This window comes from Pseudomonas sp. LBUM1646 (genome assembly GCF_059716165.1).
In genome coordinates this window covers 3,420,540-3,445,240 of the sequence record NZ_CP166810.1, presented here as the reverse complement: position 1 = coordinate 3,445,240, position 24,701 = coordinate 3,420,540, and the positions used below count along the sequence as shown (strand labels likewise).

Annotated in this window: 17 protein-coding genes and 4 pseudogenes; 8 read left to right on the top strand and 13 right to left on the bottom strand. The window is 53.0% G+C overall.

The genetic code is table 11. From position 1 onward, the window contains the following. Position 1: 1 nt before the first annotated feature. From ACA071_RS15860 to ACA071_RS15805, 12 genes and pseudogenes are all read right to left on the bottom strand, one after another. On the bottom strand, positions 2-430 hold the full coding sequence (locus ACA071_RS15860; protein WP_497645215.1) for a hypothetical protein: 429 nt from the start codon (positions 428-430) through the stop codon (positions 2-4). A 315-nt stretch (positions 431-745) separates the two neighbouring features. Next, on the bottom strand, positions 746-1,018 hold the full coding sequence (locus ACA071_RS15855) for a hypothetical protein (protein WP_497645214.1): 273 nt from the start codon (positions 1,016-1,018) through the stop codon (positions 746-748). Positions 1,019-1,433: 415 nt separating this feature from the next. Then, a pseudogene (locus tag ACA071_RS15850) lies at positions 1,434-3,377 on the bottom strand (RHS repeat-associated core domain-containing protein); the annotation flags it as partial. Between the two features lie 270 nt (positions 3,378-3,647). Next, positions 3,648-4,259: a hypothetical protein gene (locus ACA071_RS15845; protein ID WP_497645213.1), complete on the bottom strand. Its 612-nt coding sequence runs from the start codon at positions 4,257-4,259 to the stop codon at positions 3,648-3,650. 7 nt (positions 4,260-4,266) lie between these two features. Beyond that, positions 4,267-5,708 (bottom strand): annotated as a pseudogene (locus ACA071_RS15840) (RHS repeat-associated core domain-containing protein). Between the two features lie 743 nt (positions 5,709-6,451). After that, positions 6,452-7,075: a hypothetical protein gene (locus ACA071_RS15835; protein WP_497645212.1), complete on the bottom strand. Its 624-nt coding sequence runs from the start codon at positions 7,073-7,075 to the stop codon at positions 6,452-6,454. 17 nt (positions 7,076-7,092) lie between these two features. Further along, positions 7,093-9,567: pseudogene (locus tag ACA071_RS15830) on the bottom strand (RHS repeat-associated core domain-containing protein); the annotation flags it as partial. A 288-nt stretch (positions 9,568-9,855) separates the two neighbouring features. Then, positions 9,856-10,416 (bottom strand): imm11 family protein, encoded by a 561-nt coding sequence (locus ACA071_RS15825; RefSeq protein WP_497645211.1) that lies wholly within the window; start codon positions 10,414-10,416, stop codon positions 9,856-9,858. Beyond that, the gene (locus ACA071_RS15820) at positions 10,409-14,611 is read right to left on the bottom strand and encodes an RHS repeat-associated core domain-containing protein (RefSeq protein WP_497645210.1); all 4,203 of its coding nucleotides are present in this window, start codon (positions 14,609-14,611) and stop codon (positions 10,409-10,411) included. Before ACA071_RS15820 ends, ACA071_RS15825 begins: the two co-directional genes overlap by 8 nt. 3 nt (positions 14,612-14,614) lie before the next feature. Continuing rightward, the gene (locus ACA071_RS15815) at positions 14,615-15,076 is read right to left on the bottom strand and encodes a DcrB-related protein (RefSeq protein WP_169374133.1); all 462 of its coding nucleotides are present in this window, start codon (positions 15,074-15,076) and stop codon (positions 14,615-14,617) included. A 37-nt stretch (positions 15,077-15,113) separates the two neighbouring features. Next, entirely contained in the window at positions 15,114-15,698 is a 585-nt protein-coding gene (locus ACA071_RS15810; RefSeq protein ID WP_169374132.1) for a hypothetical protein, read from the bottom strand. Between the two features lie 11 nt (positions 15,699-15,709). Next, entirely contained in the window at positions 15,710-17,560 is a 1,851-nt protein-coding gene (locus ACA071_RS15805) for a type VI secretion system Vgr family protein (RefSeq protein ID WP_497645209.1), read from the bottom strand. 702 nt (positions 17,561-18,262) lie between these two features. Between ACA071_RS15805 and ACA071_RS15800 the strand changes: the two genes are divergently transcribed. The 7 genes from ACA071_RS15800 to ACA071_RS15770 all read left to right on the top strand — a co-directional run bounded on the left by ACA071_RS15800 (position 18,263) and on the right by ACA071_RS15770 (position 23,805). Beyond that, a complete protein-coding gene (locus ACA071_RS15800; protein WP_497645208.1) occupies positions 18,263-19,723 on the top strand; it encodes a DUF6861 domain-containing protein in 1,461 nt (486 codons plus the stop codon). 8 nt (positions 19,724-19,731) lie between these two features. Then, positions 19,732-20,061, top strand: coding sequence for a hypothetical protein (locus tag ACA071_RS15795; RefSeq protein ID WP_497645207.1), 330 nt, complete (start codon positions 19,732-19,734; stop codon positions 20,059-20,061). 224 nt (positions 20,062-20,285) lie between these two features. Further along, complete coding sequence (locus ACA071_RS15790) at positions 20,286-20,600, top strand: hypothetical protein (RefSeq protein WP_497645206.1); 315 nt, start codon at positions 20,286-20,288, stop codon at positions 20,598-20,600. A gap of 505 nt (positions 20,601-21,105) precedes the next feature. Next, complete coding sequence (gene tri1 / locus ACA071_RS15785) at positions 21,106-22,221, top strand: ADP-ribosylarginine hydrolase Tri1 (RefSeq protein ID WP_497645205.1); 1,116 nt, start codon at positions 21,106-21,108, stop codon at positions 22,219-22,221. 103 nt (positions 22,222-22,324) lie between these two features. Continuing rightward, positions 22,325-22,588, top strand: coding sequence for a hypothetical protein (locus ACA071_RS15780; RefSeq protein ID WP_497645204.1), 264 nt, complete (start codon positions 22,325-22,327; stop codon positions 22,586-22,588). 61 nt (positions 22,589-22,649) lie between these two features. After that, a complete protein-coding gene (locus ACA071_RS15775) occupies positions 22,650-23,558 on the top strand; it encodes an immunity protein Tsi6 family protein (RefSeq protein WP_497645203.1) in 909 nt (302 codons plus the stop codon). 67 nt (positions 23,559-23,625) lie between these two features. Then, complete coding sequence (locus ACA071_RS15770) at positions 23,626-23,805, top strand: DUF7957 family protein (RefSeq protein ID WP_497645202.1); 180 nt, start codon at positions 23,626-23,628, stop codon at positions 23,803-23,805. Positions 23,806-23,857: 52 nt separating this feature from the next. On the opposite strand, the pseudogene ACA071_RS15765 reads toward ACA071_RS15770, so the two are convergent. Further along, positions 23,858-24,237 (bottom strand): annotated as a pseudogene (locus ACA071_RS15765) (M48 family metallopeptidase); the annotation flags it as partial. Here ACA071_RS15765 and ACA071_RS15760 point away from each other — a divergent pair. Next, complete coding sequence (locus ACA071_RS15760; RefSeq protein ID WP_497645201.1) at positions 24,215-24,409, top strand: hypothetical protein; 195 nt, start codon at positions 24,215-24,217, stop codon at positions 24,407-24,409. The pseudogene ACA071_RS15765 and the gene ACA071_RS15760 overlap by 23 nt on opposite strands. The last annotated feature ends 292 nt before the right edge of the window (positions 24,410-24,701 follow it).

Sequence of the window (24,701 nt, the reverse complement as noted above, 5' to 3'; positions counted from 1 at the left end):
TTTAATAGGAAGGAATTAACTTTCCAATCGCTCCCGATACCACATCAAACGAAAATCTAAAGTCCTGATTGTTTATATTAACAAAAAAACACAGCTGCCCTGACACATAATAAACATCAGAATAAATTCCTCCACCAAAGATGGATTTAGCGATAGTCCCGACATTCCACATTACATCTCCGTCAGGTTTAACAATCAGCGCCTTGTTTTCTTTAAGATTAAATGGAGAAATAACCACAGCGATACCAACGCTCCCCAGCAATAGTTCTGGGATGAGCTTATCTAAACTTTCAACTTTATACGGGCGCCCCAAAAACGACCATGAAACTCCCGTTGAAAGCAATTCCCAGACACTTAACCCCTGAGGATTGGCGTCGCGATCATACGACCCGAGATTGTCGATTACTGTAAAATCCTGGATACAACTCATTTAACCTCCACAACCACTTGAATGTATGATCTCAGTTCCCCACCGACTTGATTTTGCTCTATCCGGATAATTAAGCACCTGAATTTTACAAGATAGAGAGGTGACTTGAGCACATTACAAAATGGAGCTAACCGTATTGTGGGTTTAAGCAATCATTCAACATAATAATCCCCCTTGAACTCAGGTGTCGCAGCCCAACGAAACTTTTCAAGCACTGTTTGAATATATCAACTAGTTAGCCTTTTGTTCATCTGCTCCGACATTCGAATAAATCCCGCTTCTCCATTTTTAACGACCCGTGGAGCATCTTGACGATCAAGGCCGCCCACCAACAAACAAGCTGAGTTGTTTTTGTGCAAAATCCATCTTATCAAGTAGTGGGTTTTCATAATCACTATAAATTTCTAAATACTCTCTTGGCGAGCTTTTAATTAAATTTTCAGGAAACTCATCCATTACCAACATATCTATCACCTTCTCATAACTAATTATAATTGAGTGAAGATAATCTTCTGCACGCTCGTTTTCTAGATTTTTTAGCTCACCCAATATATCTCGCAGCAAATCCAGCAGGCTATCTTTACTCATACATTTACCTTTATATAGAACTTAAGTTTCTGACACCAACAATCCAGCTCTCAGGCCAATTTTGCGGCATTAAAATTTGATCTGCGCCGCCTTTGAAAACTGTACCTGACTTGGTCGTTTGTGGTGCTACCGAGCCCACGTTGAGTGTAGTACCTTTAGGAACAAGTATCTTCGCTTCAAACTGCCTTGTGTTTTTCCACTCCGCTAAAAGTGCAGCATCTAATTTCGCTTGTATTCTGCTAGATGCTGGTGTGGTAGAGACAAAACCACCGCCCGCCTTAGCATTCCCACCAAAAACCCGGTAAGCGTAAATATCTTTAGTCGTTACTATTGTCTTGTATTCACCATTACTAAACGATTCAGCTACCCAGCTTGGAAGTTTTGCTTTGTCCGCCTCAGTATAATTGCCTTTAAGGCTTTCGCAGCTTAACCCTAGAGGATCAATCCAATCGATAGGATTTCGGGCATATTTATAAAGGTTTATGCCACCACCAAGCCCAATCGGATCCTGCGTAACAAACCGCCCCACCTCCGGATCGTAATACCGAAACGTGTTGTAGTGCAGCCCCGTCTCATCGTCAAAATACTGCCCCTGAAACCGCAGATTCTGTTCGACTTCGCTGACGTCCAATCGCTCCAGCGAGCCCCACGCCTTGTACGTCGCCTGCCAGACGATCTCCCCTTCCCGGTCCGTCATCTCCAGCGGCGTACCAATCTGATCGGTATGGAAGTAGTAAAGCGTCTGTTCTTCTCCTTCGCTCTGATCGACTCTGGCTAAAGGTGCATAGCTCCCCGGCTCGTAAATGTACAGGCTGCTCTGCCCCGGACTTTCCTCGCGCAACAGGCGCAAACCTTGCCACAGAAAATTCTTCTGTTCGGTGACGCCGTTGACCGCTGACAACTTGGCCACACGACGCCCCAGGCTGTCATAACGATAAGCGCCGCTACTTTCCAGCTTGCCGTTCACCAACGTCTCGGCTTTGACCAGCCGATTCTCACAGTCATACGTGAACGTCTGCAGCCGGCTCATGCCGCTACGCTTTTCAATCAGGTTGCCCCACGCATCGTAGGTATATTCCTGATCCCGCCACTGCTTGAGCCGATTGTCCTTCACGTGATCGAACTGATTGGTGTTGAAGTTCAACCGGTTCGCCGCCGCGTCGTAGCGGAACTCTTCACTGTCCACCAACTTGCCGGTATCACGGCTGTGCAACTGGCCGTTGGCTTCGTACTCGTACTTGATCTCGCCGCGCAGTTTGTCGAGGGTGCGGATGAGTTCGCCGGCAGGATCGTATTGGTGACGGCGGTGAATCGGGTTGTAGGCGTGTTCTACCAACAGCTCAGGCTGGATGCCGGGATTGAGAATCTGCGAGAGTTTCTCTGCCGGCAACGTCGAGGCGAATTGCCAGGCTTTGCGGCCCATCGCGTCATAGCCAAAACAACTGGTGAGCGTGCCCTGGGTGCGTAACACCTCGCGGTGCAGTTCATCGCGTTCCATATCGCTGATGAGCTGGCCGTCAAGGTTGAGTTGGTGCAGGTGGCCGCTGCCGTAGTACAGGTGGTTCAGGTGTTGACCGGTGGGCAGGGTCAGCGTGGTCAGGTTGCTCAGCGGATCGTAGTCGTAGGACAAGGCGCCTTGCGGCGTGGTCTCTTTGATCAGGCGGCCCAACAGGTCGTAGGAAAAATCGAGTTTCTCTTCGCTGACGCCGAGCTTCTTGCCGTTGGCGGTGGGCAGGCGTTCGATGGACAGCAAACGGTCCGCGTCGTCGTAGGTGTAATCCTGACGCGCATCGGAGTTGAGCTTGGCCAACAGTCGGCCGATGGGGTCGCGCTCGAATTCGGTACTGCGCTGCGGACGTTCGGCGCGTTCGCCGTAGCCGATTTCGTTGACCCGTGTCAGGTGCCCGCCGAGGTTGTAGCTGAACTGGCGGGTCAGGTTGTCGATGCGTTTTTCTTCGATCAGACGATCGGACGCGTCGTAGGCGAACTGGTAAGCCGCGTTGTTTTCGTTGACCAGCGCGGTCAGGCGAATGGCCTGGTCGTACTCGTAACGGATGCGCTGGCCCTTGGCGTCCTGGCGGCTGCTTGGCAGACCTCGGGCGGTACGTAGCAAGCGCGTGGTCTGGCCTTTACCGTCGGTGTGCGTCAGGACCTGGCCGAGGGCGTTGTAGGTGAAGGACTCGGCGCTGCCGTCCGGGTGCTAGATGCGCAGCACTTCGCCGTCGGGTTTGCGTTCCAGGGTGGTGGTCTGGTTCAGGGCATCGGTGACGGCGACGAGGTGATGGCGTTCGTCGAAGCGGTACCGGGTGTTTTTGCCCGAGCAGTCCTGAATGCGTTCGACCTGGGCCAGGGTGTTCCACTACAGGAATTCCGTTTTGTGGCCGAGTGCGTCGTTCTATCGAAGCAGCGGGAATAGTCGTCGTAATGCTCGACGAAGACAGGCAGCTCAGTAAGTGCGCCTCGCTAGATGGTCTAGGTGTGCGAAGCAAAGTTGGCAGCCAAGCCCCAGATCAATTTTTAAAATAGCATATCAAGGAGATTCGTCCCAGTGAGTACGCGCCTTACAAAAAAGCATCTACCTAGCCTGTCAAAACGTCAGCCGACCAATTAGCAGCCTCATCACCCTTCATCATTTTTTTTCGTAAACAAAAACTTGTTCATCATTGAAGAGATACGAAATCCTATCAACCTCCCCATTCTCGTTATATGCAACAGTAAGATCGACAAAGGGCTTCGCGCTGTTTAAGGAGAAATCTCTAATACCAATTATCACCCCAAGCTCCCAGAGATACTCGTAAACCCAATACTGCCCATCATCCTGCACTATGAACGAACTAACTATAAGATTTTCTTTTTTTAATGTTCGCGACAAGCGATAAGGAATATTATCCTCATCTACAGTAAGCATTTCTGACGTCGATTCATCATATCTGATAAAACTACGATCAGCCGCCCCCCCTTGGGAGTTAAAGGTATTGATTTCAACAATGGCATCATTCGAAAATATGTATTGAATTTTCTTCTTTTTATTTTTTGGACTCCCAATCAAAAAACTATTTAAACCGTAGCCAGTTAACTCCGAATAGAACGGAATGAAATTCCATGCAATTGAATTCGCCCACTTTTCCGAGGATGGCTCAAGGTTGTTATTTAGTTCTAAGAACTCAGACAAAACGTGTCCTGATTTCAGCCGCAGTCGCATCTCAGCTAAAATCATTTCGTAGTCAGCGCCGATAGCCATCAAAACATTACCTGTAAGTTGGGAAGTTTTTACCACCTGCAAGGGACTGTTGAATATCACTCAACCCCTGGAGGAAATCGGATTTGGTTTTAGAAACAATTAGATTGTCGTACACATACTGTTTATAGGCATTACTGTGTATGCCAGCACCCTTGTGCGGAGTGGTGACAGTTCCCGGAACTCTAACTTTCTCAGTGTTAGGTAACCAAATACCGTTTCTTCTACTGTTTACATCAACACCAAGAGTTTCCATTTTTTCTCTTAACGCTATCATCCTAACATCTTTTGAATTGGACATTACGATGTGATGAGCATCATACTGACCGCCGCCGGACGGTTTTGGACCTAGGTTTTGCGCTAGTTTTCTTGAGTCTGAAGAGCAAGAAAGGCCCAAAGGATCCAACCATTGAGTCGGATTCAAAGCGTATTGATAAATATTTACCCCCCCGTCCAACCCAATCGGATCCTGCGTTATAAACCGCCCCACCTCCGGATCGTAATACCGAAACGTATTGTAGTGCAGCCCCGTCTCGTCGTCGAAATACTGCCCCTGAAACCGCAGATTCTGTTCGACGTCGTTGACGTCCAATCGCTCCAGCGAGCCCCACGCCTTGTACGTCGCTTGCCAGACGATCTGCCCTTCCCGGTCAGTCATCTCCAGCGGCGTACCAATCTGGTCGGTATGAAAGTAGTAGAGCTTCTGTTCTTCTCCTTCGCTCTGATCGACTCTGGCTAAAGGTGCATAGCTCCCCGGCTCGTAAATGTACAGGCTGCTCTGCCCCGGACTTTCCTCGCGCAACAGGCGCAAACCTTGCCACAGGAAATTCTTCTGTTCGGTGACGCCGTTGACCGCTGACACCTTGGCCACGCGACGCCCCAGGCTGTCGTAACGATAAGCGCCGCTACTTGCCGTTGACCAACGTCTCAGCCTTAACCAACCGATTCTCACAGTCATAACTGAACGTCTGCAGCTTGCTCATGCCACTGCGCTTTTCAATCAGGTTGCCCCCACGCATCGTAGGTGTACTCCTGATCCCGCCACTGCTTGATCCGGTTGTCCTTCACATGATCAAACTGACTGGTGTTGAAGTTCAACCGGTTCGCCGCCGCGTCGTAGCGGAACTCTTCACTGTCCACCAACTTGCCGGTATCGCGGCTGTGCAGTTGGCCGTTGGCTTCGTAGTCGTACTTGATCTCGCCGCGCAACTTGTCGAGGGTGCGGGTGAGTTCGCCGGCGGGGTCGTATTGATGGCGGCGGTGGATCGGGTTGTAGGCGTGCTCCACCAGCAGCTCGGGCTGGATGCCGGGGTTGTGCAGTTGCGAGAGCTTTTCCGCCGGCAGGCTCGAGGCGAACTGCCAGGCCTTGCGGCCCATCGCGTCATAGCCAAAACAGCTGGTGAGGTGGCCTTGGGTGCGCAGGACTTCGCGGTGCAGTTCATCGCGTTCCATATCGCTGATGAGCTGGCCGTCGAGGTTGAGTTGGTGCAGGTGGCCGCTGCCGTAATACAGGTGATTAAAGGTGCCAGTTAATGGGTTAAGTAAGCGCGGCTGGGTCACTCAGTCAATGCAGCATCATAAAAATTGAACGCAATAAAAGCGTATAGATGAGTGGCTCAGGCAAGCAACCACTCTAAAAAATTCACATTTTAAAGAGCTCAATTAACTTCCACGAAAGACATACTTCCACCGACTCAGGGCTCAATTAACCTTTAGAATCATCATTCTCAAGTTAGTACAATACCGTTTCCAAATACGCTTCTAAGTCTGGCTTAAATACTCGCTTGTCAGCGATAGCTTTGATATCTAGCATAGTCGAACACTCAACAAATGTACGCTTAGATTTTTCAAAAAGAATCTCCTATGCATCATCTTCCGCAACATAAAAAGCTGCAGAGCTTACAGACTCCTCTGACGCTCTATCTATGTAGAATCGACGAACAGCTATCCAACATTGGGCAAACGATCAATATTGGCCAACAGATCAGCAAAACCTTTATATACCTTCATAACATCCTCGTATTATCGACAGGCACTACCAGCCAGCCAGCCAATAAAGTTCGGCGAGCCCCCATCTAAATGAAATAAACATTCGGAGCGTTCAAACCAAACCTACAATATCAGCGGCATAGTGCGCCGCATAATAATTGGCAGCCATGTCAACTTTTACGAGGTTTTAATAGCCTAAAACCACTTTAAAACTCCAACTTCGCATCATAAATGAATTCCGACAGAGAGGTTAACTTCACGCCCTTAAAACCATGATCTATGATTTTCCGGCCCAGCACGGATGAAAAAACATACTCTTCCTTAAGCATTTCCGATGAAACAAAAAAATCCAACCCACAAATTTTTTCCTTTAACCCAAACTCGCATATCAAATCAAATATAACTCTACCAGGATGGTAAGCATCCTCTTCTGGACTCCCAGTTACCGGGTCGAGCCGCAACTCATATTTAGACTTCTCCATATCTAAAATCTTGTGAATCTCCCTACTTCGCACCAAATAATATTTTTTTTCAGCCAGCGGAGACGCTTTACTCTCTTGGTGCATTCGAACCTCCCTAACATCTACACCTCCACAATTATGATTTCTTATCAACCCAAGTAGAGACCCAGAGCAGACGAACTCACTACCAAAATAAAAGAAGTCTGTATCTACAATTTTATGCTGCGCGTAAAAATCTAAAACTGCACCTTCAGCAGGAAACTTCTTATCCGCAAAGTCATTTGAATTCCAATCATAACCAACCAACTCACCGTAAATACTCGTTTCGGGACAACCGCGCTCGCCGCCTTTATAACCAATCACATACATAACTTTCTCCCTAAAACCTAGCAAAGTCGACCTTTAGCGTTAATTGGCACATTCTTAGCAAGAATATTTGATCGCCATTTGTTCTGAATGGACTTCAGCCCTAATGCTAAATCCATGTCTGTCAGTCGCCCCGCCCTGAATGCTGTATTGAGTTTACTCACATCGCTCTCAACTAAAGCAGTGTAATCTACGTGATTACTCCAATGACCAGGAACATCAAGTGTTTTAGCCAATTCTTTTGTTCGAGGTAGCTCAATACCATTAGAGGCTCCATTGGGCATAAACCCGATCGTTTTCGCTTTGTCGAACATCTGCGGATACTTTTTCATGACCTCTTCGGGAATGATATGGTGAGCAGCATGCATGTCTCCAGTGCGCATGCCCAAATCAACACGTAAATCGGCACTCGACAATCCTTGAGGATCAATCCAACCCATCGAGTTAGATACGTAGTGGTAGAGGTTTCCTCCACCTAGTAAACCAATCGGATCCTGCGTAACAAACCGCCCCACCTCCGGATCGTAATACCGAAACGTGTTGTAGTGCAGCCCCGTCTCATCGTCAAAATACTGCCCCTGAAACCGCAGATTCTGTTCGACCTCGTTCACTTCCAGTTTTTCTACCGAGCCCCACGCCTTGTACGTCGCCTGCCAGACGATCCGTCCCTCACGGTCCGTCATCTCCAGCGGCGTACCAATCTGGTCGGTGTGGAAGTAGTAGAGCGTCTGCGCCTCGCCTTCCGCCTGATCCACCCGCGCCAAGGGTGCATAACTGCCCGGCTCGTAGAGGTACAGGCTGCTCTGCCCCGGCGTTTCCTCGCGCAACAGGCGCAAGCCTTGCCACAGGAAATGCTTCTGCTCGGTGACCCCGTTGACCGCTGACACCTTGGCCACCCGCCGTCCCAGGCTGTCATAGCGATAGGCACCGCTGCTTTCCAGCTTGCCATTCACCAGCGTCTCGGCCTTGACCAGCCGATTCTCACCGTCATAACTGAACGTCTGCAGCCGGCTCAAGCCACTGCGCTTTTCAATCAGGTTACCCCACGCATCGTAGGCATATTCCTGATCCCGCCACTGCTTGATCCGGTTGTCCTTCACGTGATCAAACTGGCTGGTGTTGAAGTTCAGTCGATTCGCCGCCGCGTCGTAGCGGAACTCCTCGCTGTCCACCAGCTTGCCGGTGTCGCGGCTGTGCAGTTGGCCGTTGGCTTCGTAGTCGTACGTGATCTCGCCGCGCAGTTTGTCGAGGGTGCGGGTCAGTTCGCCGGCCGGGTCGTACTGGTGACGGCGGTGGATCGGGTTGTAGGCGTGCTCCACCAGCAGTTGCGGCTGGATGCCGGGGTTGTGGATTTGCGAGAGCTTTTCCGCCGGCAGGGTCGAGGCGAACTGCCAGGCCTTGCGGCCCATGGCGTCGTAGCCGAAGCAACTGGTGAGCTGGCCCTGGGTGCGCAGCACCTCGCGGTGCAGGTCGTCGCGCTCCATATCGCTGATCAGCTGGCCATCGAGGTTGAGCTGGTGCAGGTGGCCGCTGCCGTAGTACAGGTGGTTCAGCTGTTGGCCGCTGGGAAGGGTCAGCGTGGTCAGGTTGCTCAGCGGGTCGTAGTCGTAGGACAAGGCGCCTTGCGGCGTGGTCTCCTTGATCAGGCGGCCGAGCAGGTCGTAGGCAAAATCGAGTTTCTCTTCGCTGACGCCGAGTTTCTTGCCGTTGGCGGTGGGCAGGCGCTCTATACTGAGCAGTCGATCAGCCTCGTCGTAGGTGTAATCCTGCCGCGCATCGGCGTTGAGTTTAGCCAGCAGCCGGCCGATGGGGTCGCGCTCGAATTCGGTATGCCGTTGTGGCCGTTCGCCCCGCTCGCCGTAGCCGATTTCGTCCACCCGTGTCAGGTGCCCGCCCAGGTTGTAGCTGAACTGGCGGGTCAGGTTGTCGATGCGTTTTTCTTCAACCAGGCGGTCGGACGCGTCGTAGGCAAACTGGTAGGCCGCGTTGTTTTCGTTGACCAGCGCGGTCAGGCGGATGGCCTGGTCGTATTCGTAGCGGATGCGTTGGCCTTTGGCGTCCTGACGGCTGCTCGGCAGGCCGCGGGCGGTGCGCAGCAGGCGCGTGGTCTGGCCTTTGCCGTCGGTGTGCGTCAGCACCTGACCGACGGCGTTGTAGGTGAAGGACTCGGCGCTGCCGTCCGGGTGCTGGATGCGCAGCACTTCGCCGTCGGGTTTGAGTTCCAGGGTGGTGGTCTGGTTCAGGGCGTCGGTGACGGCGATCAGGTGGTGGCGCTCGTCGAAGCGGTAATGGGTGTTTTTACCCGAGCAATCCTGGAAGCGCTCGACCTGGGCCAGGGTGTTCCACCACAGGTATTTGGACTTGTGCGTGGCGTCGATGATGGTGTGCGGCAAGCCGTCATCGCTGTTGAGGTATTCGGTCTTGTTGCCCAGGGCGTCGACTTCCGCGATGAGGTTGCCCTTGGCGTCGTAGCGGGCTTTCCAGGTGCTGCCGTCGAGGAAAATGGTTTCGAGAGCATTTTCAATGCGCTGCAGCGGGACAACGGTGTTGTCGTCCGGTAGTTCGCCGAAGTAGAAGATGTTGTCGAGGGAGCATTGGAAGTTTTGGCTGCCTCCTGTACAACATAATAAGCATTCTCGCTGACAACTTGATGTTTCAGCTTAAATTAATGAGCCAGAAAAATTGAACAAGAAGTGATTAAGGAAAAAACCGCAACCACTCCGAACACAAAATACTAAAGAACCTTTTGTAAAACCTGCTAATCATCAGCCTATAAAAAGCATCTAAACATGATCATTAAACTGCAGCCCGACTACATTATTTGACTCAAACAATATCTTGATCCGATTTATCGCCAGCATAGTTGTAAAATCTTCCGCCGCACGAAACATATCAAATTCCACAACCAAATCGGTTCGCAACACGATTTCAGTATATTTTTGTGGACCTTCAGGAATATAGCTCAAAAGCGGCTCGCTTTTAGATTTTTTTTCGTCAAACGCTGGAATTCGCTTTGTGAAGTTGATGACTTTGTATCCTTCATACTTCTTTCCGTTGATATATAAATCCGCATCAATATATTGAACACCTGACACCTCAGCCCCAACCATGAGCTCGTGAAGCCTGGGACTGATAAAATTAGGCCCATCACTAAAAAAGAAATCGTAATTGATGATTTTTTCGATACTCAGTCTCTTATTCAAATGAAACTCAACCTTCCACTCACCCTCAACCTCCTCACCTTTTTTTAAGATAATTGGGTCTTGACCAGTTATTACCTTACACTTGAACCAATAACTTTCCGGATAAGATTCAGAAATTTTTACTATAAAAATTTTATCCACATGCCGCCCCTCTTACAGAATTTTTGTTGAGTATTGTCTTGCCAGTGCGCAGGCCTTTACGTTCATCAGCAATAACACTATTAACAGCCTTATTATAATCAGCCTTAGACCATCCGTTTTTCTGCCCATAGTCGTGAAGCAGATCAAGTTTTTGTTCAACTGCGGCGGAGTATTGAGCATGCGACCCTTTATGAATGGTCCTCGTAGGGTGGTATTCGGCTTGCGTTGGGAGATATATAATGTTTGATGTTTTATGGATATTCATTCCCGCTGCCTTCAGAGCCCCATGATCTGCTAACTGCTGTGGAATAATGTGATGCTTTTGAAAGCCTGATATGCCCGGCATGGTGTTATAAGTCAGCAATCCCAATGGGTCTAACCAACCTAATGGGTTGGGAGCATATTTATAGAGATTAAATCCCCCATCAAGCCCAATAGGATCCTGAGTGACAAACCGCCCCACACCCGGATCGTAATACCGAAACGTATTGTAGTGCAGCCCCGTCTCGTCGTCGAAATACTGCCCCTGAAACCGCAGATTCTGTTCGACCTCGTTCACTTCCAGTTTTTCTACCGAGCCCCACGCCTTGTACGTCGCCTGCCAGACAATCCGCCCCTCGCGGTCCGTCATCTCCAGCGGCGTACCAATCTGGTCGGTGTGGAAGTAGTAGAGTTTCTGCTCCCCGCCCTCCGCCTGGTCCACCCGCGCCAACGGCGCATAACTGCCCGGCTCGTAGAGGTACAGGCTGCTTTGCCCCGGCGTTTCCTCGCGCAACATACGCAAGCCTTGCCACAGAAAATGCTTCTGCTCGGTGACCCCGTTGACCACTGACACCTTGGCCACACGCCGTCCCAAACTGTCATAGCGATAGGCACCGCTGCTTTCCAGCTTGCCATTCACCAGCGTCTCGGCCTTGACCAGCCGATTCTCACCGTCATAACTGAACGTCTGCAGCCGGCTCATCCCACTGCGTTTTTCAATCAGGTTGCCCCACGCATCGTAGGTATATTCCTGATCCCGCCACTGCTTGATCCGGTTGTCCCTCACATGATCAAACTGGCTGGTGTTGAAGTTCAACCGGTTCGCCGCCGCGTCGTACCTGAACTCTTCACTGTCCACCAACTTGCCGGTGTCACGGCTGTGCAGCTGACCGTTGGCCTCGTACTCGTACTTGATCTCACCACGCAGCTTGTCGAGGGTACGGGTGAGTTCGCCGGCGGGGTCGTATTGGTGACGGCGGTGGATCGGGTTGTAGGCGTGCTCCACCAGCAGCTCGGGCTGGATGCCGGGGTTGTGGAGTTGCGAGAGTTTTTCCGCCGGCAGGGTCGAGGCGAACTGCCAGGCCTTGCGGCCCATGGCGTCGTAGCCGAAGCAGCTGGTGAGCTGGCCTTGGGTGCGCAGGACTTCGCGGTGCAGGTCGTCGCGTTCCAGGTCGCTGATGAGCTGGCCGTCGAGGTTGAGTTGGTGCAGGTGGCCGCTGCCGTAGTACAGGTGGTTCAGGTGTTGACCGGTGGGCAGGGTCAGCGTGGTCAGGTTGCTCAGCGGATCGTAGTCGTAGGACAAGGCGCCTTGCGGTGTGGTCTCTTTGATCAGGCGGCCCAGCAGGTCGTAGGAGAAATCGAGTTTCTCTTCGCTGACGCCGAGCTTCTTGCCGTGGGCGGTGGGCAGGCGTTCGATGGACAGCAAACGGTCCGCGTCGTCGTAGGTGTAATCCTGACGGGCATCGGCGTTGAGTTTGGCCAGCAGTCGGCCGATGGAATCGCGTTCGAATTCGGTCTGACGTTGTGGCCGTTCGGCGCGTTCGCCGTAGCCGATTTCGTCGACACGCGTCAGGTGCCCGCCGATGTTGTAGCTGAATCGACGGGTCAGGTTGTCGATGCGTTTTTCTTCGATCAGGCGATCGGACGCATCGTAAGCAAACTGGTAGGCCGCGTTGTTTTCGTTGACCAGCGCGGTCAGGCGAATGGCCTGGTCGTATTCATAGCGGATGCGCTGGCCTTTGGCGTCCTGGCGGCTGCTTGGCAGACCTCGGGCGGTGCGCAGCAGGCGCGTGGTCTGGCCTTTGCCGTCGGTGTGCGTCAGCACCTGGCCGAGGGCGTTGTAGGTAAACGACTCGGCGCTGCCGTCCGGGTGCTGGATGCGCAGCACTTCGCCGTCGGGTTTGCGTTCCAGGGTGGTGGTCTGGTTCAGGGCATCGGTGACGGCGATCAGGTGATGGCGTTCGTCGAAACGGTAGTAGGTGTTTTTACCCGAGCAATCCTGGAAACGTTCGACCTGGGCCAGGGTGTTCCACCACAGGTATTTTGACTTGTGCGTGGCGTCGATGATGGTGTGCGGCAGACCGTCGTCGCTGTTGAGGTATTCGGTTTTGTTGCCCAGCGCGTCGACTTCGGTGATGAGGTTGCCCTTGGCGTCGTAGCGGGCTTTCCAGGTGCTGCCGTCGAGGAAGGTGGTCTCGGTGACCAGCGTGGTGCTGAGGTGGTACTTGTATTTGATCTTGCGGCCCAGCGGGTCGGTTTCTTCGATCAAACGGGAAAAGTCATCGTACTTGAACGCCAACTGATTGCCGTCGGGCAGCGTCAGGCCGGTCATGTTGCCAGCCTCATCAAGGTCGATGCCGTAGCGTTCACCGCCGACATCACGACTGGCGATGACGCGACGATCTTCGTTGTAGTGAATTTCCAGCTCACGTCCCAGCGCGTCAGTGGCCCAGGAAGTGCGCTGCTTGAAGTCGTAGCGCAAGTGATAGTGTTCGCCGTCGCTGGTCCAGTGCTCCACCACACGGGGTTGGTCATCAATGGTTTGCCAGCGGTAATGGCAGCTCAGACCCAGGGCATTACTGTGGCTGGCCATGACGCCGTCGGCGTAGCTGAAGCGGCGGACCGAATCGTTATTGCGATTGATCACCTCGATGAGCTGGCCATTATCGTCGTAACGATACTGCACCAGGGTTTCGACGGCCTGGTTGTCGACGACGCGTTTGACTTCGGTCAGGCGACCCAACGGGTTGTCGTAGTGCAGGTGAACACGTACGCCGCCGGTGGCGCTGATGTCGGTGAGCGTGCCTTCGACCGTATGGGTGAAATGCAGGAAATGGCCGAGGGCGTTTTCGATGCGTTGCAGCGGTACGGGGACGTTGTCGTCCGGTACTTCGCCGAAGTAGAAGAAGATGTTGTCGAGGGTTTGCAGCAGGTAGTGACCGCCCTCGGTGCGAACCAGATGCAGTTGTTCATAAGGGTTGTAGATGCGATCGCCTGGCTCGACATCAACAAAGGGCACACTGCGCCCCTGGTTATCGGTGAGGTAGACGAAGCTGCCACTTCTGCGCAGGCTTTGTTCCCAAGGCAAGACCCAACCCCTGCCGAGCACGCTGTCGACGGTCAGGTCGCTGGCATAGAAACGTGACCATTCGATGGGCATCAGGCCCGGGAGGCTGAAGTCGGTTTCACCCGATTCGAGCAACAGTTTGCGCCCGGTTGTAAGATCCACTGGGTTTCCGCTTAAACCGCCGATTGCGCGCTCGACCGCTGGCCCGATTACAAATCGACCGGCCAGATAGCTGCCTGCAACGGTTGCCCCAAACTTCAATGCGCAAGGACCGGCTGCTTTTAGTCCCTGTGCCAGCCCAAGCTTCAAAATCGGACCTATCGCACGGCCCATCGACGCGACGATCATCAGCACATCGACAGTGACGCGAAGCCAGCCCGGTATCTCTTCGTCTACGTCGAGATAGCGCTCTGTCCCGCCACCAATGAACACGTTATTCGAGCCACTCGATATCTTCGACCCACAAGTCAGTTTGTCGCCCTTGCGCGAAGCCGCCACGTTGTTGATGAATACGTTGGAAGAACCTTCGGCAACTATCACCGGCGCCGGGTGTTTATCACACGTGCCTTGACTCAAAGTCGCATGGGCCGCATTACGGCTGTTGATGAACACGTCCGTAGAGCAACCTTCCAGCTTTATCCCTCCGGCAGGCGAACTTCGTGCAGACCCCATGCTCTCGCCAATCATCGGGAGGAAGCTGGCACCCAGACCTATGGCAACACCCAACAGAATGCCGCCGAGCCCCGCGGTACAAATCATGAAAGCGGCAGCGGTCGCAATCGCAAGCCCAATCACTGCGCCCGCGAGAAATCCGCCAAGAGCACTGGTGTGTTCAATTTCGTCGCCCCAACGCGCTGCTTCGAACATGGGTTACTCCTGTTCGATGTCAGTGGGCGCGGTGTCCTGGCGTGGTTGGAAGCTTGTCAGCAGTTGCAGCCAGTTCTCATTTTGAGTGGCGCTGAAATCAGCCTGGCTCGTCGTTGAAAACACGAGAATGCGACCCTGCTCGATCTCGAAAGCCGCCTGACGTTGATACACCGGACTACCGTCGTTCATGTAGTAAGCATCCACCTGGATGCCAGAGCGCGGATGCTCGCTGGATAACGTGGCAGCCTTCTTGCTGAGCAAGGTGTAACCGCGCAGTTTGGCGGCAATGAGTTTCACCTGACGCTCGATGTACGTTTTCAGATCCTCGGCCGGCAGCATGTTGTCGCGCGAGATCGTGATGTTCAGCGGAGCCGGAATGCTGTTGCCGAGCACAAACATATTGACCGTGCGGTCCTGAAAACCTTCCGGCAGTACAATAGATCCTTCCTGAAGCTGATAGTCCATCGGAGGTGTGTTCCGTAAATACGTAAAAGGGAAATGTTCAGTTGCCAGCAATAGCGTCGAGCATGGCGTCGAAATCGATCAGCCAATCGGCAAGCTCTGCGTGAGCGGGATTGATCATCGTCGAGATGCTGAACCACTGGCGTTCGTTTCCATCGACCGAATTGATAACCGCACTGGTCGCTCTGCCGTGACGACGTTCTTGCCCGGCAGTAAATACATAATCCAATGCAATCGCCGGGCTACCCGCTAACAGGCGATTGCTCTGGCGCACGATAGTGACGTCGGAATGGTTTTTGCGCAGGTTCTCCACATACAACTCAACCGAGCGTTGCAGCGTCAGCCCCTCAGGCGCAGGACGACGCTTCACGCTGAACGTGACGGGATGGCCATGCTTTTCCAGCGTGGTGTTGATGTCGCGGAAGTTGAGCCCCTGCGGCATTACCAGATTCAGTCCTGCAACTGTCAATTCATTCCGGGCAAGCTGAAGTGAGACAACCTCTACCGGCTCTGGCTCGATGACAGCGGGCGGAGCGTCGACTGCTTCCTGCAACTGCAGGCGCGCGAGCGCCTCGGCCGCGAGTCGCTTTTCGGAAATACGGTCGTAAATACTCGTCCTGACCATGGTCTGGTTTCTCACTTGTTGATATCGACACGATCACCGTGGACATAGGTCTTCTTGCCAAGAATATCGATGGCATCACCCTTTATTTCGATTCCGTCGGGTGTCAGTTTGATACTGCTACTGCCCACCTGAAGAATGATGTGCCGCTTGGCATTGACCTGAATGAACTGGTTGTCGACCTGAATCGTCAACGAGCCTTCCTGGACATTCATCACCGTGTCTTTCTTGATCGTTTCGGTGTGCGTGCCGCCGACGGTGATCGTGCGATTGCTGCCGACGCTGTGGATCTCATCGACCTCGATCTCGGTGTCCATGTTGCGCTCGGCATGCACGATGACCTGCTCGGCCCCCGCCTTGTCTTCAAAGCGGAAAAAGTTCGCCGTACCGCCATCGCCCTTCATCGACCGCGTCAAAAACCCGCTCTGCGTCTTGTTCGCCGGCAGCGACCACGGCGGCGTGTTCTGGCTGTTGTAGAGGCTGCCCATGATCAACGGACGATCAGGGTTGCCGTCCAGAAAGACCACGACAACTTCATCGCCGACCCGGGGAATGAGAATGCTGCCGAAGCCGCCGCTGGCTCCGGATTGGGCCACGCGGACCCAGCACGAACTCTTGTCGTTGTGCTCGCCTTTGCGGTCCCAGTGGAACTGCACTTTCACGCGGCCGAGTTCGTCGGTGAAGATTTCCTCGCCCGGCGGGCCGACAACGATGGCGGTCTGCGGGCCGGAAATGGTCGGGCGCGGTGTGGTCAGTTGAGGGCGGAACACGATCTTTTTGCGCACGCAGGAGAAGGTGTTGTAGTAACTCGCCGGGTACCCGTTGAGGTAGTTGTTGTGGCCTTCGCTTTCGACGCTCATCAGCAGAAACTGGCGATCATCGGCCGAGCCTTGATCGTGGTCGTAATGCTGCAGCAGTTCGAAGGTGTAGCCGGGTTTCATCGCGCGGCAGTTGCTCGCGCCTTGAAAGCTTTTGCCTTTCAGCTCCAGCGCTTCAACGCGCAACCGGACCAGCGCCTCGCCTTCGTCGTAAGTGCCGTGGGTGTACTGGCCGGGGAAGTCGTAGATCTCGAAGTCTTCGACATCGCCCTGCTTGTTCAGGCTCTTCATGGTGACCGGCAAGCGATTGGTCGGCTGGCGGTAATCGAAGGTCTGGACAGCGATCTTTCCGGACTGCAATTGGCGGTTGCCGCTCCATTGGGTAATGGAGTCCGCGGTCTCGGTGACCGAAGCGGTGTGATAGCGAATCTGTGGCTGCTCGGGCAACGGCACCAGCGTGGTGGAGTCGTCGCAGATGATCATGACGTGGCCTTCGGCAGTGTGCTCGAAGTAGTAGAACATCCCCTCTTCTTCCAGCAGGCGCTGGACGAAGTTGAAGTCGGTTTCGCGGTATTGGGTGATGTAGGTGTACTTTTTGAGCGGCTTGCTCAGGCGGAATTCATGTCGGGAAAACGCGGTGCATAAGGCGAACACCTGAGTCACTACGTCTTCGACGGTGCAGCCCTGGAAGATGCGGGTGTCGAAACGGTTTTTCAGCATCGAGAACCAGGGGTTCAGCGTCGCGGTGTAGCGGGCCATGCCGCCGTCGCTGCCGATACTGGCGAAGCGTGTCAGGTAACCCGACAGATACCGTGGGCCCGCCTCGGCCAGCTCGATCTCCAGCACCACGTGCTGGCCCATCATCGACTTGAGCTCAACCTCCGAATCCTGGCACACCAGCAGCAATTCGAAGTTATAGGCACGTGACAGACCTTCAGTTCCCTTGAAGGACTCAAGCAATAATTGCTGGTCGGGATTGGCAAGGTTCGTGAATTTGAACAGGCGCCGATTCTGCGGCGAAAGCATCGCGGCAAGGTCCATCAACATGTGTATCTCCTTGAAAGCAGTGGAGAACGCTACCGTCCTCGCCAGCCACTGCGCATAACGAATCTGACAAGAGGGTCAAAACCCGATTGCAACATCATGGATCAGGGAAACAACCCGCCGCCTTGTGAGATGGCAGACCTAAACACCCGAAACTTTGTATGAAACTGCCTACAAACTTTTACCCGTCATGCTATTGAGACCGTAGAAGATTTCTGAAAACGGGATTCAAAGTCTGGTACTGCGACCGCGGAGCAGTGCGAAAGTGCCACTAACCACGCAAAATTGAGAGAACGGTCACAGTCTCAGCGGCATAACGGCACTTCGAAAGCGGCAAAGGAAACACCTTCACCCTGCACCGTGTCAACCCGGAACCGGCCTTGCACAGCGATCTCCAGACGCGAACTCGTCCATCAGGAAAGTTTAAAAAATATTTATGAGCCCATTCAGCGCGGCAGAAACGCCTGTATATCAACGAGCAACGGGAATTAGGTGCCATTAAAAAAGCAACTAGTGCCTCATTGACATCATTGCCGAGCGTAACGTGAATAATAAAAATGGGATCCACATTGAATTTTATTATCCGTAGTGCGGTCTAGACTGCGGCTAATGGCCAGTACTGCGGCTCACGCATAGAGTCGAATATCCGACACTTAAAACGTAGCGACAGGGAAGCTTCTTCCACCCAAGGGCAGTGATGTGTAAATGGATCTTTTAGCGAATGTGCCCAGCTGGGCCGACGTCGAACGAAATCTCGATCAGAAATTCAGCGAGCTGAACCAGGGCGTCAATGAGGGCTTGCAAAGCGCTCACGACAACTGGAACGGCTTTACCCGGCGCGTCAGTAACGGTTCGAGTCAAGTCTATGGCTACATGGGCGGGCACCGGATCGATGCGGTGACTCGCGCCATGACGCTCTCCTACCCGATCATTCAGATGGACCTCAAGCGCAAGTGGGCCTCGATCGAAATCGAGCAGATCCTCCCTGTGCTGCTGCAACTGGTCAAAGAAGTTTCGATGATTCTCGGCGGTAGCGTCGCGGTCGGCACCATCGCCGGGGGCGCTGCGGGTGCTTTCGCATTTGGTATCGGTGCCGCACCCGGAGCTGCCGCCGGGGCCGGTATCGGCTTGCAAGTGGGCAACCTGATTCTCATGGGCCTGGGTTTGTCGGCCATTGCCGAATATTTTTACCAGGGTCTACCCGCCTGCCTGTCTACATTGCAAGAAGGCATCGCCACAGCCTGGCATTCGGAAGAAGGCGTCAAACCTGCCGGCCTGGACCCTACTGGTGGTTCTGCCGCATTGGTACAGGAACGTATCGAACGCGCAGCGCGACAACTGGCTCGCGGGCAAGAACAACTGGTGCTGTTGCTGCTCACTGCCATCGTCACCTACCTGACTCGGGGCCAGATAAAAGCGGGCGTCGCGGGCAGCATGGAAAGCATCGCGACGCGCAGCGCGAAGCTGCAAGCCGAGATATCGAACAAGCAGTTGGCAGGCTGGCTGGCGCGCAATGAGCAGAAGTTGCTGGCTCAGCCTGAGTTGCAGGTGAAGGAGCCGACGCCACTGGCGAAGGCTGAACCGGAGACTATGCGCGAGTACTACGCCAAGCAGGATCCCGATTTCGTGTCCGTGGAAGACCAGATCAAGAAGGTCCAGACCTTCAAGACCAAGGGCTTGTCGAACGAGCAAATCGAAAGCTTCCTGAACACTACGGACGGGGAGAAACTGTTGGGCAAGCTGCAAGCCGCGGCGCCGGATGCCGACGCCACCACCATTTACTCCCGAGCGTTTGACCAGGTGGCATCAGGCTCGACGATTCCAGAAGTCCGGTTGATCAATTCGCCCCTGATCAAGATTGTGCCTGAAGGCCAGAGCGTTTCCCCCTACTCGCCTTTCTTCACAACCCACGAGGAACTGCAGGCAGCCACCAGTTCCGGGCGAACGCTGGCCGACTCGTTCGGCTTGCCTTTGGGCAGCGAGGCACCCCGCTATTCCATCTTCGAGATGGCGCCTTTGAAGCCAACCGAAGTATTTGTCAGTAAAGTCGCCCCTACGACAGAATTGAGCGGCGCGATCCAGCGCACTGGCGAAGCCTTCCAATACCTGACACCTAACCGTGCCGAGTGGGGAGTGCCAAAATTGATCGGCACGACCTCCAACTAGAGCCCCGTATGAATATTGAACTACTGAAAGAAAAGACACAGAAGCTACGGGCAGCCATTGACGCGCTCAAAGCAAAAGACCCTGCCGCCGCAAAACTGGCCGTGGAGCTGGAACCGTTGCTGATCCTGGCGGAACGTGGCCAGATTCGGGCTCCAATGGAGTGGAGGGATATCCCAGGACGTTACCTGCTCACCGAAGAAGGGCTGCAGCAGTACGCCGAGCTCGAGCATGCATTTGCCGAGTTCAAAATCGAACTGACCGGCGGAGAATCGCCGACGCTGCGCCGACTCAAGGCGCAGATGGAAGAGAAGAAGAACAGCGGTTTGAAGCCTGACTGACAACAGCGCGAACGCGCACTCACGGATGATCAGTCAGCATTAGCGGCCGCCAAATTTGCAGCCGCAATCACACATCAGGGAGAGATCGGTTTGAAGCAATCCTGTTTCCGCCATGGCGGGGGTAGTATCACGAGAACAGGAGAGACGGCTCAGTATCTAGTGCCTAATCGGCAAGAGTGGTCTGCAGCAAACCTCATCGGCGAAATCGAAAACCAGGAATTAGCATGGATATGCTAGCGTTGAAACAGACCGCAATGGAATTGCGAAAACAACTTGATTCGTATAAAGAAAAAGAACCGGCAGCGCTGACTTTGTACGAACAAATGCAATATTTGATATCCGCAGCTGAGCGCGGTGAAATCAACACCCAAATTGAAGCAAGGGATATACCAGGCCATCGCATCATGGATGAGTCAAACCTTCGGAAGTATCGGGAGCTTTCGGATGCTTACAGCAACTTTTATGTTGAACTTATCGACGGCCGTGGCTCGGACACGCTTAAAATGATAGAAGAAATCATGAAGAAAGTCAGACCGTAAATAGCGGGCCTTGGAAAATGATCGGCAATCAGAAAGTGCGTATTCAGGTAGACGGCATGGGAAGCCTATAAACTCTTCAAAGAAAAAATGAGTAAACATGAAGTGAAGTCAGCACTCTTTGGGCGAATAGAAAATCATGACAAACTCACATTGCATAACACTGCTGATTGAGCTCAAAGAAATCTTTCACAAAGAACGCTGTAGAAATTTTGATTCTGGTATAAATGCAATAATTCGAATTCTTTCTGAAGATTCTTTGTCGGACAGTAACGAGTGGCGCGAAGCAACATCCATGTATAGAACAATGGCAGGAACCAAATCAGGATTCTCTGACGTCTATATTGATAGGGATACCGTTGAGCAACGAGTCGTAGATAACGCGCGGCTGGACGCAATTCGAAAGGTGTTATGGGATACGTTTGATCGAAGCTGAAATCTTCACGAAGACGCCCAAGTTGCCCAGAATGAAAGTATCTTTGAGAGCACACCAAACGGGAGAGAGCCCATGATCGATTTAAGAAGCTCAAACGAAGCGCTCTCCAAATACACTGAGCGCTACGACCATCTCCTCCCACCTCCATCCCCTCAACTGCGTCAACGCATGGATTTCATGTTGCAGCCGGACGCCCCCAAGTTGGCAAACAAGAAGCCTGGCTGGCTCTCTTCCAAGCCTTGCACCCTCACTGAAGAACAGGCGCTGGACCGAGCAAAGGGTTGCCTATTAGGGCTAGCGATCGGCGATGCCGTGGGTACAACGCTGGAGTTTCTGCCCCGTGATCGAGAGCATGTTAATGACATGGTCGGAGGTGGCCCCTTCAAGCTAAAACCGGGAGAATGGACTGACGATACAAGCATGGCGCTGGCCCTCGCAGACACTTACGTAGCAAACAATAATTTCGATTTCCTCGATTACACACAACGGCTTTGTCGCTGGTATAAAAATGGCGAAAACAGCCATAACGGAAAATGTTTTGACATTGGCAATGCCACTCGCACCGCACTGGAAGGACTACTGGCCCATGGTGTTGACTGGTACGGCAACGATCACCCCTCCACAGCTGGCAATGGAACAATCATCAGACTGGCACCCACCGCCATCTTCCGCCGCCACTCTTTGTCCGGCACTTGGCGAGAAAGCGCGGCGCAAAGCCGTTGCACTCACCGGGCTGTAGAGGCGGTAAATTGCTGCGAACTGCTGGGCGCTCAACTGCACTTGGCCCTCAATGGGGCGGACAAAGAAGAAACCTTGTCGCCAATGGTTCGTGCTTTGTATCCCCGCCCCTTGATTATCAACGCTGGCGAATACAAACAAAAAACCCGCGATCAAATACGTTCCTCCGGTTACGTCATCGATACGCTGGAAGCAGCTCTGTGGGCAGTCTGGAACACGGACAACTTCAAGGATGCGATCCTGCTGGCTGCCAATCTGGCGGATGATGCCGACAGCGTGGCAGCTACGGCCGGCCAGATAGCCGGGGCGCTGTACGGGGTGACGGGAATGCCCGAAGAATGGGTCAAAACGATAGCGTGGTCAGAACATATACAAAACCTGGCGCAACAGTTATTCGAAAGCGCCCCACTCCATGACGACATGGACGAAGTGATTTATGGAAATCGATGAAGCGACACTGAAAATCAGAAAACAAGGTGGACACGATCGTCCTGAAAACGGCAGCTCTGCTGTCGCGAGAAAAGCCGGCTAGGAAATCGGAATCAAGAATACGATGAAATTCAGTGACGCTTTCACAAGCCGTAAACACATGTTCTCCTTGGGAGTCGAAGAGACTACAGGCCGCTTTTACGTGTCGATTCCGGTTAGCAACGGCATGGTTGACTACGAGGAATATTACGAAATAGATCGCGCAAGCTTCGAGCTTTTTCAAAAAGACATCGATGTCGCAGTGGATTTCGCTATGAAATGCCGCCGCAGAGAACTGGACGAGTTGCTAATTGAGAAACCTGGAACTAACAGAGGGTCGGCTATTTAATATGTAGATAGAGGCAGGTATATGGATAAATAACGTTGATTGGACCGCTGAAGGCTTTCCCATGTCAAAACTACTGCATCATTTGAAAGCTGTTTTCAGGCAAAAGACTGGTTTTCCTCCCACCCCCACCGAGCAGTTTGTTGATGAAGCCCCCTTGACCGAGTTGGCCAAGGCACCTTCCCAAGTGGAGAGAAACTTGTCTTGGCTACCGATCAATCGTGAAGCGGAGATATTTGTCACGCTAATACCCCCCGCCTGCCCGGACCTGACGCTTGTGGATGCCCTCCTATTGCAGCGCTATCGGGTATTCGTCATAGCGAATGAACCGGCCGGTTTGACATCAGAGACGACGATAAACCGCGATACAGCCAGCCAACTGGCTGCTGACTTGTACAAGCAAGGGGAAAATCTTGGTTATTGTCGAGGCACTGAATCCTCGTTTGAAATCTATTGGCTCATGCAATGCGTAGCCATTATTTCGCTACTGACTCATGGACCACAATCGGAACAATTCCTTAGCGATAGAAAATACGTTGATTATTATCGGGACGATGACTTGACCAGAGAGCAGGTTCAAATGTTTGATTATTACGTGCCGTCACGTAGCTATCAAACCGCTGGAGCCGGAAGGGACCACCTTCTGAAAACACCAATAACTGCCCTGGATTACATCGACAATGCGATAGCAATCACCGCCCTGAGATACAACGGGTGCCCAGAATTCCAGATCTACTCAAGCTCGTTAATCCAATTGCAATTCATCAAAAACGTGTTGCAGGGCATTGAAAAAGACAAAGCGAGGCTGCACCAATTGACTATCGGTGCCTGGGCCAGCAAAGAGTTTGAAGCCGACGACCCTGAGCTTGCCAATGCACTGGGAATTGCCTTCTACATTGGCGATCAGATTGCACAGGGCTTAAAGATTCAGCTGCCTAATGGGCTGCCGCCAGAAAGTCTTCCTCGTACATAGCATTATTGCGACTTCACTGATAACGCTAGAGGTAAAGCGATGACCGAAATGTGGCATCGCACTGTCGATGCACGGTGAACTGCTCTGGCAAATCGAAGAAAGCCCCCATGACACGGAAGTCGACAAGCCCTACATGAATCCCTACTGCGGCAAAAATGGGGCGTTGATGGCTGGTAACTGGAATGGCCTCAGCTACTCGGTCGATTTGCACAATGGCACTGTCAGCGTTACTGCTTTCGAAAAATAGAACGCCGCTCACTCGATGGCTGACAACCTCAGCGCCTGCCAGCGCCCCTCCGTTACGCCTGCTCAAACCGCTGCTGCAACAAATACCGCGCCGTCCCTGCGTTCAGGTACGTACCAATCAGTTCCGCCAACTCCTTCTCCTTGAGTTTTTTGTCGTCGCGACAGAACTGCATCAGCTGCAACTGGACCCAGCGTTTTTTCTTGTCGAGCTTCACATCAGGGGCAAAGAACGAGCGCGAGGCCAGTTCTGGCATGGGCACGTCGTCTCCAAGCAACAGGTTCAAATGCACCCCTGCCCCACTCGCAGGCCGAAATCGGCGACGTGCTGGATCGGCAGCGGCTGCTTGAGGTTGGCGAAAACGAAGTGATCGGGGGTCAGCAGCAATGCGGTCTTGCTCGCTCGCATGAGCATGCGCAACGAGAACGGCAACAAGCGCTTCGAGCCGGGGACGAAGATCGACCAGCTCGGCGCTGGTCCGGACGAATTCCAGGCCGGCCTCATTGCTGAGTTCCAGTTCCCGGATCCCGAACAAACCAAGGCAAAGCGGCAGGAGAATGAGGACGGCAATGAGTTTCAAACTTTTCATGAGGCACAGGCCCAATAAATGCGTCGCTCTACTGTCCTTAGCGAGAGCAAAATCCAATTAACAGACGCCCGAGGCTTTTGCGCATTTGCACAGCCGCCGCGAAAGTTCCTTGGGACGTCATTGCACAGAACGCGTTATGCAGCGATGCCAGCCCTATGTAACCCCACAAAGCCGTCCTACAAACAGAACGGCGAGATAAACCTTTCCTTATTCCAAATACTCCGCGTTGCCATCACTTCCACGCGCAATAAGCCTCACTTCCCTCCGTTCAGATTTTTACCAGCGCTAAATAAACCTGTATTTGGTGAAC

What these genes read in the sequence shown, in the direction of transcription:
- ACA071_RS15860 (WP_497645215.1), bottom strand. Translation starts at nt 430, where the DNA reads ATGAGTTGTATCCAGGATTTTACAGTAATCGACAATCTCGGGTCGTAT.
- ACA071_RS15855 (WP_497645214.1), bottom strand. Translation starts at nt 1,018, where the DNA reads ATGAGTAAAGATAGCCTGCTGGATTTGCTGCGAGATATATTGGGTGAG.
- ACA071_RS15845 (WP_497645213.1), bottom strand. Translation starts at nt 4,259, where the DNA reads ATGGCTATCGGCGCTGACTACGAAATGATTTTAGCTGAGATGCGACTG.
- ACA071_RS15835 (WP_497645212.1), bottom strand. Translation starts at nt 7,075, where the DNA reads ATGTATGTGATTGGTTATAAAGGCGGCGAGCGCGGTTGTCCCGAAACG.
- ACA071_RS15820 (WP_497645210.1), bottom strand. Translation starts at nt 14,611, where the DNA reads ATGTTCGAAGCAGCGCGTTGGGGCGACGAAATTGAACACACCAGTGCT.
- ACA071_RS15815 (WP_169374133.1), bottom strand. Translation starts at nt 15,076, where the DNA reads ATGGACTATCAGCTTCAGGAAGGATCTATTGTACTGCCGGAAGGTTTT.
- ACA071_RS15810 (WP_169374132.1), bottom strand. Translation starts at nt 15,698, where the DNA reads ATGGTCAGGACGAGTATTTACGACCGTATTTCCGAAAAGCGACTCGCG.
- ACA071_RS15805 (WP_497645209.1), bottom strand. Translation starts at nt 17,560, where the DNA reads ATGTTGATGGACCTTGCCGCGATGCTTTCGCCGCAGAATCGGCGCCTG.
- ACA071_RS15800 (WP_497645208.1), top strand. Translation starts at nt 18,263, where the DNA reads ATGGATCTTTTAGCGAATGTGCCCAGCTGGGCCGACGTCGAACGAAAT.
- ACA071_RS15795 (WP_497645207.1), top strand. Translation starts at nt 19,732, where the DNA reads ATGAATATTGAACTACTGAAAGAAAAGACACAGAAGCTACGGGCAGCC.
- ACA071_RS15790 (WP_497645206.1), top strand. Translation starts at nt 20,286, where the DNA reads ATGGATATGCTAGCGTTGAAACAGACCGCAATGGAATTGCGAAAACAA.
- tri1 (WP_497645205.1), top strand. Translation starts at nt 21,106, where the DNA reads ATGATCGATTTAAGAAGCTCAAACGAAGCGCTCTCCAAATACACTGAG.
- ACA071_RS15780 (WP_497645204.1), top strand. Translation starts at nt 22,325, where the DNA reads ATGAAATTCAGTGACGCTTTCACAAGCCGTAAACACATGTTCTCCTTG.
- ACA071_RS15775 (WP_497645203.1), top strand. Translation starts at nt 22,650, where the DNA reads ATGTCAAAACTACTGCATCATTTGAAAGCTGTTTTCAGGCAAAAGACT.
- ACA071_RS15770 (WP_497645202.1), top strand. Translation starts at nt 23,626, where the DNA reads ATGCACGGTGAACTGCTCTGGCAAATCGAAGAAAGCCCCCATGACACG.
- ACA071_RS15760 (WP_497645201.1), top strand. Translation starts at nt 24,215, where the DNA reads ATGCGCAACGAGAACGGCAACAAGCGCTTCGAGCCGGGGACGAAGATC.